Here is a 14,828-nt window from a genome sequence, read left to right as displayed (position 1 = left end):
AAAACGCCGGGGTCATTCCCCGCGTTTTTTTTTAGCTGCAAGCTTCAAGTGGCAAGCTATGCGCGGCTTCGCCCTTGCAGCTTGAGGCTTACCGCTTAAAGCTGCCTCAACGTCCGCTGATGACGCTCCATGTAGCGCTCTACATAGGAGCACGACGGGATCACGGTGTAGCCCATGCGTTCGGCATAGGCCAGTGCCTGTTCGGTAAGGGCCGCAGCAATGCCGCGACCGCGCAACGCGTTGGGCACGAAGGTACGGTAGATATCCAGTGTCTGCTTACCCAGGTCCATGTAGGTCAGGTAAGCACGATGACCGTCCACATTGGTCTCGAACTGATGACCGGCCTGGTCATGGTGGATGGACAACGCCTCGCTCATCACAACTCCTCGCGGGTCTTGGAATATGACCCTTACCTTACCGATGTTTTTCCGGCGAAGGAACCTCTACGCCACCCCGTGCCTGTTTCGACACCGAGACGAGCTTTGTCGTTCTCTTTTCAAATGAGCACGTATTCAATAGTAGGCGCCGATGCCACCGACACTCAAGACACTCGTCCCGCTCCACGCTGAAATAGCGTGACCGAACATCTGAAGGCAGCCGCGACTGAACATTGCCGAATGTTTAAGCTTTGACGAGCGCGGACACTTCAAGTCACTAGTAGTTCAGTTAAAAATACTTTAGCAGGGTTTGTGGAACTGGCACGGGTGTCTTTGCAATGCTTTATTATTGATGCACTCGAGCATGACGCCGTTCACAGAATGACGTCTATGGTCACTTTGTTCAGCCTAGTCCAGAGAGGCTGGACGCAGGCTGCGGGATGGCATCGCCGCTACAGTTGATGCAGTGACGAGATTTTTTTTGCTTCTTGCGTTAGGTCATTTTACTTACTACAAGTAATGGGTACTATGTACGCCGGCTATTTTCTCACTCACGAGAGATGGCTTTAAATAGAAAGTCCTTGAAGGGGATCACGATGAACAACGTTCTGAAATTCTCTGCTCTGGCTCTGGCCGCCGTTCTGGCTACCGGTTGCAGCAGCGCCTCCAAAGAAACCGAAGCTCGCCTGACCGCTACCGAAGATGCTTCGGCTCGTGCTCAAGCTCGTGCTGACGAAGCTTATCGCAAAGCTGACGAAGCTCTGGCTGCTGCCCAGAAAGCTCAACAGACTGCTGACGAAGCCAACGAGCGCGCTCTGCGCATGCTGGACAAGGCAAGCCGCAAGTAATAATCCTTCGGGGTTATTGAAAAGCCAGCCCACCTTTGGTGGGCTGGCTTTTTTATGCCCGATTCAATGGCCCGCTGCAGCCGCTGCCATCAGGCTGCGAAGGCGTTCAAGGCACGCCTGTGAAATACCGGATACTGCTGAAACGCAGCGTGGCCTGGTAGGGTGGCGTGGAACGCCTGAACACCTATAAAAAAGGGGAAACCGCATGGCGGTTTCCCCTTTTTCAATGGCTGATGGCAATCAGTCCATCTTCTGAACCGGCACCTGCGGCGGTGGCGTTACCGGCGCATTGGAGATGACCGAGTCATTGGCAGACCCTGCTACGCCCGGCGCGGCGATTTCCACCGGCATGCCGTCTTCGGCGGCTACCACGTCACGCACGGTATCCCAGTTCATCTGCATGTTGGTGCCGTTGAGCTCCGGACGCTTGAGCATCGCGTTGATCACCGAGGTGTGCTTATCCACGGCCGATGGGTCGCCCTTGGCGTCCAGCGGGGTATGCGCCTCGATATACACCTTGCCGCTGCTCACACCGAACTTGTAGGGCTCGTTGATGATGCGCACCGGGGTGCCTACCGGCACCATCTTCGACAATTCCAGCACGTTGAAGTTATACAGGCGGAAGCAACCATGGCTGGTGCGCATGCCGATGCCGAACTTCTTGTTCGAACCGTGAATCAGGTAACCCGGAATACCCAGGGTGAACTTGAACGGGCCCAGCGGGTTGTCGGGGCCGGCCGGTACCACATTGGGCAACGGGTCGCCGTCAGCAGCGTGCTCGGCCTTGATGGAGGCTGGCGGGGTCCAGGTGGGGTTGGGGATCTTGCCGGTGATCTTGGTCTGCGAGATCGGCGAACCCCAGCCTTCACGACCAATGCCGATCGGGTAGGTGTAGACCACGTTCTCGCCCTTGGGGAAGTAGTACAACCGGTATTCAGGCAGGTTGATAACGATGCCTTCACGCGGGCCCGGCGGCAGGATGAAGCGTGTCGGCAGCACGATCTCGGTACCGGCGCCCGGCAACCAGGCGTCCACGCCCGGGTTGGCGGCAATCATCTCCAGGTAACCCAGGTCGTTCGCCTCTCCAAGGTCGGCAAAGGTGTCTTCGTACTTGGCCTTGATCACCTGGACCTGACCGACGATATCTTCGCCGGGCGGCGGAAGGGGGTATTCCAGTGCCACGGCGGGACCGGCAGCGATCGCGGCGGTCAGGGCCAGGCAACGGGTGACGACGGAAAAGCGCGGCAACATCCGAGGATCCTTTGCAAATCGAGAGGGGTAATCGGTCGATTGTACACTGGCGCCCCGCCAATCGGGAGGTATCGAGGCGACTGCCGGATGAACAGAAAGTCAATAACCTTGGGACTAGGCTCTGTTAGAAATGCATCCCAGCTCGGCCATGCTGCGTTGAAAGCAGGCTCGGAATGCTCGTTTACAACACGTAAAGCATTTCATACAGACCCTAGTTGGCAAGCTCCGGCCAGATCGGCCGCGTGCCTTTTTTCTGCGCCTGGAGGATAGCCTTGCACAATGGGCACAGGCGCCGGTCGCGGAAGATCGACTTGGCCACCCCGGACCAACGCGGCTGGGCGGGCAGAAGCGTGCCGCACAGCGTGCGGTCGGCCGAGCCGCCCAGCTCCAGTTGACGGGCGATCAGGTGGACACGAATTTCCTGGCACGCGAACAGGTCGAGCTGCTCATCGGGCTCGATCAGTTGGTAGGCAAACAGGGACCAGGCAGGACGCGGCATTGGGGGCTCCAGAGCGGGGGCGCCACATTAGCCGAAAGGCGGTCGCTAGAAAAGCGTCAAAGCAGCGGTTTTAGCTGCGGCCAGACATTTTCCAGCAACTTGCCCTGGGCATTCACCGCAGGGTGAATGCCATCAGCCTGCATCAGCTCGGGCACACCGCCCACCCCTTCCAGGAAAAACGGCACCAGCGCCACCTTTTTCTGCGTGGCCAGGTCGCCGTACACCTGGGCGAATGCCGTGGTATAGCGCACGCCGTAATTGGGTGGCAGCTTCATGCCCAGCAGCAACACCTTGGCACCGGCCGCACGGGCGCCATCAATCATCGCCGAAAGGTTTTGTTGCAATTGCGCCGGAGGGTGCCCCTGCAGGCCATCATTCCCGCCCAACTCCAGGATCACCACCTGCGGCTTGTGCGCCGAAAGCAGCGCCGGCAGCCGTGCCTGACCGCCTGCCGAGGTGTCCCCGGAGATCGAGGCATTGATCACCTCGTCCTTGAAACCCTCGTGCTCAAGCCGTTGTCGCAACAAAGACACCCAGCCCTTGCTGGTATCCAGGCCCAAACCGGCGCTGATACTATCGCCCACCACCAGCACGGTACCCGCCGCTGCGTTTTGCGCCAGCACCATCAGCGCCAGGCCAGCACTCAACCACCACACTCGCATCGGATTCTCCATGGGCCCAAGCATTCTCAAAGCTCAGAACCTTAGCAAAGTGGTTCCCAGCGCGGAAGGTGAACTCACCATCCTTCATGAATTGTCGCTGGACCTGCACAAGGGCGACAGCCTGGCCATCGTCGGTGCCTCAGGCTCGGGCAAGTCCACTTTGCTCGGCCTGCTGGCCGGCCTGGACCTGCCCAGCAGTGGCGCAGTGACCCTGGCCGGCCGCGACCTCAGCCAGTTGGACGAAGACCAGCGCGCACGCGTGAGGGCCGAGCATGTGGGCTTCGTGTTCCAGTCGTTCCAACTGCTCGACAGCCTCAACGCCCTGGAAAACGTGATGCTGCCGCTGGAATTGGACGGCCGCCAGGACGCCCGGGAAACCGCGCGCAGCCTGCTCGAACGGGTTGGCCTGGGCCAGCGCCTGAGCCATTCGCCGCGCCAGCTGTCGGGCGGCGAACAACAGCGCGTGGCCATTGCCCGGGCCTTTGCCGCCGAACCGGACGTGCTGTTCGCCGACGAGCCTACCGGCAACCTGGACAGCCACACCGGCGAGCGCATCAGTGACCTGCTGTTCGAATTGAACAAGGAACGCGGTACCACCCTGGTGCTGGTGACCCATGACGAACGCCTGGCGCATCGCTGCCGGCGCCTGATTCGCCTTGACGCCGGCCGCCTGGTCGGCCCCCTGGAGCCCTGATGGCCGGATTGCCACTGACGCGCCTGTGCACCCTTGCCGTGCGCCAATTGCTGCGCGACGCCCGTGCCGGTGAACTGCGCGTGCTGTTTTTCGCCCTGTTGGTGGCGGTGGCCGCCAGCACCGCCATCGGCTATTTCGGCGCGCGCCTGAATGGCGCCATGCTGCTGCGCGCCACTGAATTTCTCGGCGCCGACCTGGTGCTGCAAGGCACCACGCCCGCACGCCCCGAGCAATTGCGCAGTGGCCGCGAACAAGGCCTGGCGCACGCCCGGGTGGTGGAGTTCGCCAGCGTGGTGGCCACCGACAGCGGCATACAGCTGTCGAGCATCAAGGCCGTCGACGACGCCTACCCGCTGCGCGGCCAGCTCAAAAGCGCCGCGCAGCCCTACGGCGAAGAGACCGCCGGCGGGCGTCCAGGCCCAGGCGAAGCCTGGGTGGAATCACGCCTGCTGGCGGCCTTGAACCTGAAGATCGGCGACAGCATCGACGTGGGCAACAAGTCCCTGCGCCTGACCCGGGTGCTGACCTACGAGCCCGACCGCGCTGGCAACTTCTACAGCCTCACCCCGCGGGTGATGATCAACGAAGCGGACCTGGCCGCCACAGGCGTGATCCAGCCCGGCAGCCGCGTGACCTTTCGCGAACTGTGGAGCGGCAAGCCCACCGCCCTCGCCGCCTATGCGCAAACCGTGCAGGCGGGGCTTGCGCCCAACCAGCGACTGCAGGACGCCCGTGACGGCAACCGGCAGATCGGTGGTGCATTGAGCAAAGCCGAACGCTACCTGAATATGGCCAGCCTGGTGGCAGTGCTGCTGTCGGGAGTGGCCGTGGCGCTGTCAGCCAGCCGCTTCGCCAACCGCCGCTTCGATGCCAGTGCCCTGCTGCGCTGCCTGGGCCTGTCGCGTCGCGAAGTGCTGCTGTCGTTCTGCATTCAACTGATCGTGCTTGGCGTGCTGGCCTGTGTCAGCGGTGCCGTGCTGGGCTGGCTGGCCCAGCTCGGCCTGTTCAAACTGCTCGAAGGCCTGCTGCCTAGCCAGGTGCCTGCTGGCGGTGTGCTGCCGGCCTTGGCCGGAGTAGGAACGGGGCTGGTGGCCCTGGCCGGTTTCGCCTTGCCGCCCCTCGCGGCCCTGGGCCGCGTACCGCCGCTGCGCGTATTGCGCCGCGACCTGCTGCCAATCCCGGCCAGCACCTGGCTGGTGTATGGCCTGGCGATCTTGGCGCTGGGGCTGATCATGTGGCGACTGAGCCTGGACCTGCTGCTGACCTTTGCCCTGCTGGCCGGCGGCCTGTTGGCTGCGCTGGTGCTGGGTGGCGTGTTGCTGCTGGGCCTGCAAAGCCTGCGGCGACTATTGGCCGCGGCGCCCCTGCCCTGGCGCCTGGGCCTGGGCCAGTTGCTGCGGCATCCGCTGGCGGCGGCGGGACAATCCTTGGCGTTCGGCCTGATCTTGCTGTCGATGGCCCTGATTGCCCTGCTGCGCGGCGAGCTACTAGACACCTGGCAGAACCAGTTGCCGAAGAACGCCCCCAACTATTTCGCCCTCAATATCCTGCCCGCCGACAAGGACAGCTTCGCCCAGCACCTGAGCGCCTTCTCGGCGCAATCGGCGCCGCTGTACCCGGTGATCCCGGGGCGCCTGACCCAGGTCAACGGCGAGGCGGTGCGTGAGTGGGTGACGCGCGACTCACGCGGCGAGCAGGCAACCGAGCGCGACCTGAGCCTGACCTGGTCGGCAGACCTGCCCAAAGGCAATACCCTCACCGCAGGCCAGTGGTGGGCCGCCCTGCCCACCAGCGGCCTGCCGGGTGTTTCCGTGGAGGCCAAGCTGGCCGAAAGCCTGGCATTGAAGTTGGGGGACACGCTGACCTTCAACATCGGCGGCAGCGAGCGTCAGGCCAACGTCACCAGCCTGCGCCAGGTGAGCTGGGACAGTTTCCAGCCCAACTTCTACATGATCTTCCAGCCAGGCACGCTCACGGACCTGCCCACCACCTACCTCACCAGCTTCTACCTGGCGCCGGGCCACGACCAGCAAGTGGTGGAACTGGCCAGGGCATTCCCGGCGGTTACCCTGCTGCAGGTGGAAGCCTTGCTGGAGCAACTGCGCAGCATTCTTGCGCAGGTCACCCTGGCAGTGGAGTACGTGTTGCTGTTCGTGCTGGCAGCCGGCATGGCCGTGCTGTTCTCCGGACTTCAGGCCACCCTGGATGAACGCATCCGCCAAGGCGCCCTGCTGCGCGCACTGGGGGCCGAACGGCGCCTGCTGGTCAAGGCGAGGCGCATCGAGTTCGGCCTGCTGGGCGCCGCCAGCGGTGTGCTCGCCGCGCTGGGCACGGAGCTGATCAGCCTGGCGTTGTACCGCCTGGCCTTCGGCTTGCAGTGGCACCCTCACCCATGGCTGCTGGTGTTGCCACTGGTGGGCGCGCTGTTGATCGGCGGCGCCGGCGTATTCGGCACCCGCCGCGCCCTGAACACCAGCCCCCTGGCGGTGCTGCGCGACGCTTGAGGCAGCAAGCTCACCGTGACGCCCACAGGAACGTCTGCAGCAGCGTCGCAGTGCCTGGCACGGTGCTGCTACGGGTGTCAGCGATGGCACCTCCCCCCGTAGCGGCCGCCAGGCTGCGCAAAGGTCCGCAGGACCTTCGGCGGTGTCATGCCGATCGCGGGCCCGCGGTGCGGGCCTTCGCAGCCTGGCGGCAGCTCCGGCTTCTGACAAGACAGTTGCTGTTACGGGGTGTAGCCGCTGCCAAAGGCTGCGGCTTCACCTATCCCTTTATGTAGCAGCGGCACCAGCCGCGTCACAGGCACCGCGCCAACCCGGCAAGGCAGCGCACTGATAGACTGCGCGTTGTTCAGTCACGGAGCCTTTCATGAGTCGTTATCGCCCACCCCGCAGCCATGGCACCGCCCTCATCACTCCCGAGGGCGAAGCGCGCATGCGCGCTGAATTGCACGAGCTGTGGCACGTGCGCCGCCCTCAGGTCACGCAGTCGGTGAGTGAAGCGGCGGCCCAAGGTGATCGCTCGGAAAATGCCGAGTACACCTACGGCAAGAAAATGCTGCGCGAGATCGACAGCCGCGTGCGGTTCCTGACCAAGCGCCTGGAAAACCTGAAAGTGGTAAGCGAGCGCCCCAGCGACCCGAACAAGGTCTATTTCGGCGCCTGGGTGACCATTGAAGACGACGATGGTGCCAGGTCGCGCTACCGCATCGTGGGCCCGGACGAACTGGACCTGAAGCTCAATCTGATCAGCATCGATTCGCCGCTGGCCCGCGCGCTGCTGGGCAAGGCCCTGGACGCCGAGGTGCGGGTACACACCCCCACCGGTGAACAGACGGTGTACATCGTCGAGATCGATTACCCCTGAATCAACGGGCCATCAGCGCAGCGCCACCAACCCCTGGCGAGCGACGCGCGTCAGGTGGCCGAGCACCTCGGCCGCCTGCTCGGCAGACGGCGACTGCACCACGGCCAGGTCGAAACGGTCGTTGGCCAGGTGTGCCAGTGACTGGCTGGGGTCGATGAACTGGATCAGGAAGGCACTGGCCTTGCCGGCGCGGCCAGCCGTCAAGGTAGCGCAGCAAGGTCGGCTGGTGCTGGCCGACCAGCAGAATGCGTGGATTGCGCGGCGCGCTACTGGCAGGCAGTGGCGCCAGGCAGACGATAGGACGGGGGCAACTCATGGTGGTGTTTTCCAAGCCTCGCAAGTCCCGCTGGGCTGCGGTGGGAGGCACACCGAACCAGCGTTTTAGCGGTATTTCGGAACTTCCGTGAGGAATGTTCCCGCGCCCCGCAAGTAGCTGTCTTAAATCGGCGCTGGAGCCATCGTAGTAAAACGATGGCATTTGTGTCAACGAGACGAAGGCAGTTCCCTGCTATTGCAAGGCAATCAACGGCCAGGCGGGTTCTCGCCCAGGGGGACCACGGCCACGGTCAGGCGCGAGATGCAGTTGAGCTTGCCTCGCTCATCGCTCAAGCGAATGTCCCATACATGAGTAGTGCGCCCGATGTGCACCGCGCGCGCCACCCCGGTCACGCGGCCGCTGCGCACGCCGCGCACGTGGTTGGCGTTCACCTCCAGGCCCACGCAGTAATACTTGCTGGAGTCGATGCACAGGTAGCTGGCCATGGAGCCCAGGGTCTCGGCCAGCACCACCGATGCGCCGCCGTGCAGCAGGCCATAGGGCTGATGGGTGCGATGGTCAACGGCCATGCTGGCCGTGAGGGATTCATCGTCGACGGCCTCGAAGCGAATATCGAGCACCTCGCCAATGGTGTTTTTCTGTGCCGCGTTGAAATCGTCGAGGTTGGGTTGGATGTGCCACAGGCTCATGGGATGTGTCCTTTTTCCAGAATATTCAGGGCCCGCCCCGCACGGCAAAAGGCAGCGAGGCGATCGCTATGACCGCCCCACTATCTTTTAGCCTCGGCAATGGTTGCAAGCATGACGACCGTCACAGGCTGGCATTTGGCCGTTCCGTCCCGCGTCAGGGGTGATGCACGGCCTGCACACTCATCAGCCCGGCCAGCGGCCAGTCGCCCTCAAGCACGGCCAGGCTGGCGGTGTTCATGCCACGCGGGCTTTGCAGGTGACCCTGCTCCAACAGCCCCACCAAGGCACCCACCAACGGCTGGTGGCTGACCAACAGCACGTTGTCCTGCCCCAGCGCATCCAGGTGGCCGATGACCGCCTGGGGGTCGCTTTCGGGCGTGAGCCACGGCACGGTGACGACAGGCTGTTGCAGCGCCAGGGCCTCATGGACGATGCCCGCGGTCTGCTGGGCGCGCACATAGGGGCTGGCGTACACGGCGCTGACCGGCTCACCCAACAGGTGCGCCGCGCTGCGCAGCACTTCCTCGCGGCCGTGGTCGGTCAGTTCGCGCAGGCTGTCGCGGGCCGCATGACCCTGGGCCTCGCCGTGACGCAGAATCCATAACTTCACACCTTTGGCTCCTCGTCCCGGGCCGGATGCGGTGCCGGTGGCACGCTGTGTGGCGCCTCGCCCTCGGGCGCGCGGGCCGCCGGCCAGTCGGCGAACGGCCACGGTTTCTGCTCGGTGTGGAAGCTGCCGAAGCGACCGATTTGCGCCATGAACTGGCTCAGGCTGTCACCGAAGTTCATCAGGCTCAGGTTGGGCGAGCCATAGACCAGGCGATAGATCAGCTGAATCACCACCACCGCGCCCAACAACAACTGCCCTACTTGCCAGACCAGCACGTACAGCAGCATCCACAGCACCCGTAACAGGATCGATTCCTGCGCAGGCTTGAGAGGCGAATCACTCATGGCTCACTCCGTTGATCAATTGAAACCGCTGGTTGAAATGAAGTCGACGTCAGTCTTGGGCTCGGCACGCATCAGCAATTCGATCACCTGGGCCAGGGTGCGGCCTTCGAACAGGATGGCATGCAGGCCGGCCACCAGCGGCATGTACACCTTCACTTCCTGGGCCTTGGCCTTGAGCACCTTGAGGGTGTTCACGCCTTCGGCCACTTCGCCCAGGCGCGTGACCGCCTCTTCCAGGCTCAAACCCTGACCCAGGGCGTACCCTACCTGATAGTTGCGGCTCTTGGGCGAGGAGCAGGTGACGATCAGGTCGCCCACGCCAGCCAGGCCCAGGAAGGTCATGGGGTTGGCACCCTGGCTGACGGCGAAGCGGGTCATTTCCGCCAGCGCCCGGGTAATCAGCATGCTCTTGGTGTTCTCACCCATGCCCAGCGCCACGGCCATGCCGGCAATGATGGCGTAGACATTTTTCAGCGCACCGCCCAGCTCCACGCCGAAGCGGTCGCTGCTGGCGTAGACACGGAAAGTCGGCCCGTGCAGGGCGGCCTGCACACGCTCGCACAAGGCCTCGTCCTCGCTGGCCACCACGGTGGCTGTCAAGGCGTGCTCGGCCACTTCGCGAGCCAGGTTGGGGCCCGACAATACACCGATGCGCGCATCGGGGGCGATGTCGCCGAGGATCTCGCTCATCAGCTTGAACGTCTGGGCCTCGATACCCTTGGTCAGGCTGACCAGCATGCGCCCGGCCAACAGCCCGGCATGGGGCGCCAGCACGCTGCGCAGGGCGCTGGACGGCAGCGCCACGAAGATCAGCTCGCTGCCGGTCAGCGTGGCCAGCAGGTCGGTGACCGGCTCGACGTTGCCATGGATCTTGATGCCCTTGAGGTAGCGCGGATTCTCGCGCTGGGTACGGATGGCCTCGGCCTGGTCAGGGTCGCGCATCCATTGGCGTACCGCGTGGCCATTCTCGGCCAGCAGGTTGGCCACGGCGGTGCCGAAGCTTCCGCCACCCAGCACTGCAACAGGCTGCTGTTCAGTCATATCCAATCCATCAAAACCAAAAAAAGTGGCAATGGCTGCATTATACGGAGCACACGCGCCGCGGCCAGTCCCGCAGGGCAAAGCCATGCCGTGAAAGCGTAGCGGGAGGTGAGGAAGCCGTATACATGACTGGAAATGTCGCACGGGACGGTTAAAATGCTCGGCCGCTTTCCACTCCCCAAGGCCGCACCGTGCGAGATTGCACCCGATGAAATGGCGCCCGAGCTGGGATATTCATAGCCGCACCCAATTGATCTGCCTGGGCCCGGCCTTGTTGCTGACACTGCTGCTGACCGGTTTCTTTACCTTCGTGCGCATCCATGACCTGCGCGAAGAAATGACCCACACCGGCCAATTGATAGCCAACCAGTTGGCGCCGGCGGCCGAGTTTGGCGTGATCAGCCACAACACCACGGTGCTCGACAGCCTGCTGCGCGCCACCCTGGAAATCCCTCACGTGCGCTTCCTGGAAGTACAGGACAGCAATGACCACGTGCTGCTGTACGTCGAACAACCGGCTGCCGACCTTGACCGCAGCGCCAAGGTCCAGGTGTTCCAGGCCAGCATCCGCCTGCAACGTGCCGCCCTGGCTGGCGACCTGACCCATGACAACTTCCTGCGCGTGGGCCAGCCCGACTGCGTGGGGCGGGTGATCGTCGGCATGTCCAACGACGCTTTCAACCAGCGCCAGCAGGAAATACTGCTCAAGGCCACGGTGCTGGCCCTGTTCGCCCTGCTGTTCAGCTTCCTGCTGGCCCGCCGCCTGGCCTTGAGCCTGGCGCGCCCCATCAGCGACATGAGCCTGGCGGTGAAGGCCATCCAGGAAGGTGACTTCAAGGCGCCGCTGCCGGTTGTCGACGACGCCGAACTGGGCAGCCTGGCCCGGCACATCAACAACCTGGCCAAGGGCCTGGACAAGGCCGGGCGCGAACAGCACTTGGCCATGGAACAACTGATCAGCACCCGCGAACAGGCCGAGCGCGCCAACAGCGCCAAGTCTGATTTCCTGGCCATGATGAGCCATGAATTGCGCACGCCCATGAACGGCGTGCTGGGCATGCTGCAACTGTTGGAAACCACCACCATGACCGAGGAGCAGGTTGAGTACGCGGCGCTGGCCACCCAGTCCACCGAACACCTGCTGAAGGTGATCAACGACATTCTCGACTTCTCGCGCATCGAGCGCGCAGCCCTGGAGCTGGAGCACATCCCGTTCAACCTGGGCGAACTGGTGGCCAGCTGTGCGCAGACCTTCCACCACAACGCGCAGAAACGCGGCCTGGCATTGGCCCTCAACCTGCCCCAGGGGTTCGACCAGTTGCAGGTGGAAGGTGACCCCACGCGCATTCGCCAGATTCTGGTGAACCTGATCGGCAACGCCATCAAGTTCACCGAGGCCGGCAGCGTGCAGATCGATGCCCAATGGCAGATCCTCGACCATCAGTTGATCTGGCTGAGCTGCACGGTGCGCGACACCGGCATCGGCATCAGCGCCGAGCGCCTGGAAAATATGTTCGTGGCCTTCCAGCAGGCCGACAGCAGCATTTCCCGCCGCTACGGCGGTACCGGCCTGGGCCTGCCTATCGCGCGCACCCTGGCCGAACGCATGGGCGGCACGCTGCTGGCCGAAAGCGAGGAAGGCTGCGGCTCGCTGTTCACCCTGGAAATACCGCTGGCCCTGAGCCAGCGTGCCACGGCGCCGCTGCGCGAAGCACGCCCGGGCAGCGATGGTCAGGGCGCGGGCAAACACGTGCTGCTGGTGGAAGACAACCCGGTCAACCAGACCGTGATCGATGCCATGCTGCGCAGCCTTGGCTTTGTGGTGTGCGTGGTGGGCGATGGTGCCCAGGCGATCCATGAAGTGACCCGCCAGCCCTTTGACCTGGTGCTGATGGATTGCCGCCTGCCCATCGTCGACGGCTACGAGGCCACGCGGCGCATCCGCCAGTTGCCCGAGCATGCCGACCTTCCCATCATCGCCCTTACCGCCAACGCCTTGCTGGGCGATCGCGAGGCATGCCTGAGCGCCGGCATGAACGATTACCTGGCAAAGCCGTTCAAACGTACGGATCTGCAGCAGATCCTGCAGCGTTGGCTTACACCTTAAATGCGCCGCCAAGGCAGCCGGGGCTGGCGATAAATGCTAAAGTGCGGCAGTCTTAGACGTTACATCAGGCAAAATGAACTGCCTGGGTAAAAAATTTCAGTGCACAGGTGTACTTCTTTGACCCTGGCGCTGTGACTTTCACTACAACGCAATAGTCTATGTGTAGGCTGCCGGGTCAAAGGCGCAATCGCTTTGGCACGGCCGGGAGAATTTGCCCCACTGCCACACGGGACTATTGAGGAGCTCGCATGACCAAACAACACGCCTTTACTCGGGATGAACTACTGAGCTGCAGCCGCGGCGAGATGTTCGGCCCAGGTAACGCGCAACTGCCCGCCGGTAACATGCTGATGGTCGATCGCATTGCCCATATCAGCAACGAAGGTGGCAAGTACGGCAAAGGTGAATTGGTCGCCGAGCTGGATATCAATCCGGACCTCTGGTTCTTCGCCTGCCATTTCGAAGGTGATCCGGTGATGCCGGGCTGCCTGGGCCTCGACGCCATGTGGCAACTGGTCGGTTTCTTCCTGGGCTGGCAGGGTCTGCCGGGCCGCGGTCGCGCACTGGGTTCGGGCGAGGTGAAATTCTTCGGTCAGGTATTGCCGACCGCCAAGAAGGTCACCTACAACATCCACATCAAACGCGTCCTGCGCGGCAAGCTGAACCTGGCCATTGCCGATGGTTCTGTCAGCGTTGACGGCAAAGAGATCTACACCGCCGAAGGCCTCCGGGTCGGCGTGTTCACATCCACCGAAAATTTCTAAGGGTTATCCGCATGCGCCGCGTCGTTATCACTGGTCTGGGCATTGTTTCCTGCTTGGGCAATGACAAAGACACCGTCACCGCAAACCTGCGTGCAAACCGCCCTGGCATCCGCTTCAATCCGGAATATGCCGAAATGGGTCTGCGCAGCCAGGTTTCCGGCTCCATTGACCTCAACCTCGAAGAGCTGATTGACCGCAAGGTCTACCGCTTCGTTGGCCACGCCGCCGCCTACGCCTACCTGGCCATGGCCGACGCCATCAAGGATTCGGGCCTGACCGACGAGATGGTCTCCAACCCGCGTACCGGCCTGATCGCCGGCTCGGGTGGTGCGTCCACGCTCAACCAGATGGAAGCGCTGGACATCCTGCGCGAAAAAGGCGTGAAGCGCGTTGGTCCATACCGCGTGACCCGCACCATGAGCAGCACGGTCTCCGCCTGCCTGGCCACGCCCTTCAAGATCAAGGGCCTGAACTACTCCATCGCTTCTGCCTGCGCCACCAGTGCTCACTGCATCGGTACCGCCATGGAACAGATCCAGATGGGCAAGCAGGACATCGTCTTCGCCGGTGGCGGTGAAGAAGAGCACTGGAGCCAGTCGTTTCTGTTCGACGCCATGGGCGCCCTGTCCAGCAAGCGCAACGACACCCCTGAAAAGGCCTCTCGCGCCTACGACAACGACCGTGATGGCTTCGTCATCGCTGGCGGTGGCGGCATGGTGGTGGTCGAGGAACTGGAACACGCCCTGGCCCGTGGCGCCAAGATCTACGCGGAAATCGTCGGTTACGGCGCCACTTCCGATGGCTACGACATGGTTGCCCCAAGCGGCGAAGGCGCTATCCGCTGCATGCAGCAGGCGCTGTCCACCGTCGACACCCCTATCGACTACCTGAACACCCACGGTACCTCGACCCCGGTCGGCGACGTCGCGGAAATGAAAGGTGTGCGTGAAGTGTTCGGCGACAAGGCTCCGGCCATCAGCTCCACCAAGAGCCTGTCGGGTCACTCCCTGGGCGCCGCCGGCGTTCACGAAGCGATCTACTGCATGCTGATGATGGAAGGCAACTTCATTGCCGGCTCCGCCAACATCGACGAACTGGACCCAGCCGTTGCCGACATGCCGATCCTGCGCGAGACTCAGGAAAACGCCAAGATCGACACCGTCATGAGCAACAGCTTCGGTTTCGGTGGCACCAATGCCACGCTGGTGCTCAAGCGCTGGCAGGGCAAGTAAGGGCTTACCCCCTTACTGAAAAAGAACGGCACCTTCGGGTGCCGTTTTTTTTGGCCTGCATCATCGC

General features: G+C 63.0%; 15 protein-coding genes and 1 pseudogene. 7 read left to right on the top strand and 9 right to left on the bottom strand.

Going from position 1 to position 14,828, the window contains the following annotated elements; genetic code table 11:
- Window positions 1-95: 95 nt before the first annotated feature.
- Entirely contained in the window at window positions 96-377 is a 282-nt protein-coding gene (locus tag PMM47T1_RS19600) for a GNAT family N-acetyltransferase (protein WP_008372140.1), read from the bottom strand.
- Between the two features lie 596 nt (window positions 378-973).
- On the opposite strand from PMM47T1_RS19600, the gene oprI reads away from it, so the two are divergent.
- On the top strand, window positions 974-1,225 hold the full coding sequence (gene oprI, locus PMM47T1_RS19595; RefSeq protein WP_008372139.1) for an outer membrane lipoprotei OprI: 252 nt from the start codon (window positions 974-976) through the stop codon (window positions 1,223-1,225).
- Window positions 1,226-1,465: 240 nt separating this feature from the next.
- Here oprI and PMM47T1_RS19590 read toward each other — a convergent pair whose 3' ends face one another.
- The 3 genes from PMM47T1_RS19590 to PMM47T1_RS19580 form a co-directional block, all read right to left on the bottom strand.
- Window positions 1,466-2,476, bottom strand: coding sequence for a L,D-transpeptidase family protein (locus tag PMM47T1_RS19590; RefSeq protein ID WP_008372138.1), 1,011 nt, complete (start codon window positions 2,474-2,476; stop codon window positions 1,466-1,468).
- Between the two features lie 211 nt (window positions 2,477-2,687).
- Window positions 2,688-2,975, bottom strand: coding sequence for a hypothetical protein (locus PMM47T1_RS19585; protein WP_008372137.1), 288 nt, complete (start codon window positions 2,973-2,975; stop codon window positions 2,688-2,690).
- Window positions 2,976-3,031: 56 nt separating this feature from the next.
- Entirely contained in the window at window positions 3,032-3,637 is a 606-nt protein-coding gene (locus tag PMM47T1_RS19580) for an arylesterase (RefSeq protein WP_008372136.1), read from the bottom strand.
- A 10-nt stretch (window positions 3,638-3,647) separates the two neighbouring features.
- On the opposite strand from PMM47T1_RS19580, the gene PMM47T1_RS19575 reads away from it, so the two are divergent.
- The 3 genes from PMM47T1_RS19575 (at window position 3,648) to greB (ending at window position 7,697) form a co-directional block, all read left to right on the top strand.
- Window positions 3,648-4,331 (top strand): ABC transporter ATP-binding protein, encoded by a 684-nt coding sequence (locus PMM47T1_RS19575; protein WP_008372134.1) that lies wholly within the window; start codon window positions 3,648-3,650, stop codon window positions 4,329-4,331.
- Window positions 4,331-6,835 (top strand): ABC transporter permease, encoded by a 2,505-nt coding sequence (locus PMM47T1_RS19570; protein WP_008372131.1) that lies wholly within the window; start codon window positions 4,331-4,333, stop codon window positions 6,833-6,835. Before PMM47T1_RS19575 ends, PMM47T1_RS19570 begins: the two co-directional genes overlap by 1 nt.
- A 364-nt stretch (window positions 6,836-7,199) precedes the next feature.
- Complete coding sequence (greB, locus tag PMM47T1_RS19565; protein ID WP_008372129.1) at window positions 7,200-7,697, top strand: transcription elongation factor GreB; 498 nt, start codon at window positions 7,200-7,202, stop codon at window positions 7,695-7,697.
- 12 nt (window positions 7,698-7,709) lie between these two features.
- Here the strand turns inward: greB and PMM47T1_RS19560 are convergent.
- From PMM47T1_RS19560 to PMM47T1_RS19540, 5 genes and pseudogenes are all read right to left on the bottom strand, one after another.
- Window positions 7,710-8,013, bottom strand: a pseudogene (locus PMM47T1_RS19560) (hypothetical protein).
- A 206-nt stretch (window positions 8,014-8,219) separates the two neighbouring features.
- A complete protein-coding gene (locus PMM47T1_RS19555) occupies window positions 8,220-8,663 on the bottom strand; it encodes a hotdog fold thioesterase (RefSeq protein WP_008372123.1) in 444 nt (147 codons plus the stop codon).
- A 154-nt stretch (window positions 8,664-8,817) separates the two neighbouring features.
- Entirely contained in the window at window positions 8,818-9,273 is a 456-nt protein-coding gene (gene sixA, locus PMM47T1_RS19550; protein WP_008372121.1) for a phosphohistidine phosphatase SixA, read from the bottom strand.
- Entirely contained in the window at window positions 9,270-9,617 is a 348-nt protein-coding gene (locus PMM47T1_RS19545; protein ID WP_008372119.1) for a DUF4389 domain-containing protein, read from the bottom strand. Before PMM47T1_RS19545 ends, sixA begins: the two co-directional genes overlap by 4 nt.
- Before the next feature lie 15 nt (window positions 9,618-9,632).
- On the bottom strand, window positions 9,633-10,658 hold the full coding sequence (locus tag PMM47T1_RS19540; RefSeq protein ID WP_008372117.1) for an NAD(P)H-dependent glycerol-3-phosphate dehydrogenase: 1,026 nt from the start codon (window positions 10,656-10,658) through the stop codon (window positions 9,633-9,635).
- 208 nt (window positions 10,659-10,866) lie between these two features.
- On the opposite strand from PMM47T1_RS19540, the gene PMM47T1_RS19535 reads away from it, so the two are divergent.
- The 3 genes from PMM47T1_RS19535 to fabB all read left to right on the top strand — a co-directional run bounded on the left by PMM47T1_RS19535 (window position 10,867) and on the right by fabB (window position 14,761).
- Window positions 10,867-12,765 carry a response regulator gene (locus PMM47T1_RS19535; RefSeq protein ID WP_008372116.1) on the top strand — a complete coding sequence of 633 codons (1,899 nt, stop codon included), beginning with the start codon at window positions 10,867-10,869 and terminating at the stop codon, window positions 12,763-12,765.
- Between the two features lie 248 nt (window positions 12,766-13,013).
- Complete coding sequence (gene fabA, locus PMM47T1_RS19530) at window positions 13,014-13,529, top strand: 3-hydroxyacyl-[acyl-carrier-protein] dehydratase FabA (protein ID WP_008372114.1); 516 nt, start codon at window positions 13,014-13,016, stop codon at window positions 13,527-13,529.
- Between the two features lie 11 nt (window positions 13,530-13,540).
- Entirely contained in the window at window positions 13,541-14,761 is a 1,221-nt protein-coding gene (fabB, locus tag PMM47T1_RS19525) for a beta-ketoacyl-ACP synthase I (RefSeq protein ID WP_008372112.1), read from the top strand.
- Window positions 14,762-14,828 lie beyond the last annotated feature (67 nt).

The organism is Pseudomonas sp. M47T1 (assembly GCF_000263855.1).
In the GTDB taxonomy this organism is placed as follows: Bacteria; Pseudomonadota; Gammaproteobacteria; order Pseudomonadales; family Pseudomonadaceae; genus Aquipseudomonas.
This window is presented reverse-complemented; position numbering and strand designations above follow the sequence as displayed.

What these genes read in the sequence shown, in the direction of transcription:
- PMM47T1_RS19600 (WP_008372140.1), bottom strand. Translation starts at nt 377, where the DNA reads ATGAGCGAGGCGTTGTCCATCCACCATGACCAGGCCGGTCATCAGTTC.
- oprI (WP_008372139.1), top strand. Translation starts at nt 974, where the DNA reads ATGAACAACGTTCTGAAATTCTCTGCTCTGGCTCTGGCCGCCGTTCTG.
- PMM47T1_RS19590 (WP_008372138.1), bottom strand. Translation starts at nt 2,476, where the DNA reads ATGTTGCCGCGCTTTTCCGTCGTCACCCGTTGCCTGGCCCTGACCGCC.
- PMM47T1_RS19585 (WP_008372137.1), bottom strand. Translation starts at nt 2,975, where the DNA reads ATGCCGCGTCCTGCCTGGTCCCTGTTTGCCTACCAACTGATCGAGCCC.
- PMM47T1_RS19580 (WP_008372136.1), bottom strand. Translation starts at nt 3,637, where the DNA reads ATGCGAGTGTGGTGGTTGAGTGCTGGCCTGGCGCTGATGGTGCTGGCG.
- PMM47T1_RS19575 (WP_008372134.1), top strand. Translation starts at nt 3,648, where the DNA reads ATGGGCCCAAGCATTCTCAAAGCTCAGAACCTTAGCAAAGTGGTTCCC.
- PMM47T1_RS19570 (WP_008372131.1), top strand. Translation starts at nt 4,331, where the DNA reads ATGGCCGGATTGCCACTGACGCGCCTGTGCACCCTTGCCGTGCGCCAA.
- greB (WP_008372129.1), top strand. Translation starts at nt 7,200, where the DNA reads ATGAGTCGTTATCGCCCACCCCGCAGCCATGGCACCGCCCTCATCACT.
- PMM47T1_RS19555 (WP_008372123.1), bottom strand. Translation starts at nt 8,663, where the DNA reads ATGAGCCTGTGGCACATCCAACCCAACCTCGACGATTTCAACGCGGCA.
- PMM47T1_RS19545 (WP_008372119.1), bottom strand. Translation starts at nt 9,617, where the DNA reads ATGAGTGATTCGCCTCTCAAGCCTGCGCAGGAATCGATCCTGTTACGG.
- PMM47T1_RS19540 (WP_008372117.1), bottom strand. Translation starts at nt 10,658, where the DNA reads ATGACTGAACAGCAGCCTGTTGCAGTGCTGGGTGGCGGAAGCTTCGGC.
- PMM47T1_RS19535 (WP_008372116.1), top strand. Translation starts at nt 10,867, where the DNA reads ATGAAATGGCGCCCGAGCTGGGATATTCATAGCCGCACCCAATTGATC.
- fabA (WP_008372114.1), top strand. Translation starts at nt 13,014, where the DNA reads ATGACCAAACAACACGCCTTTACTCGGGATGAACTACTGAGCTGCAGC.
- fabB (WP_008372112.1), top strand. Translation starts at nt 13,541, where the DNA reads ATGCGCCGCGTCGTTATCACTGGTCTGGGCATTGTTTCCTGCTTGGGC.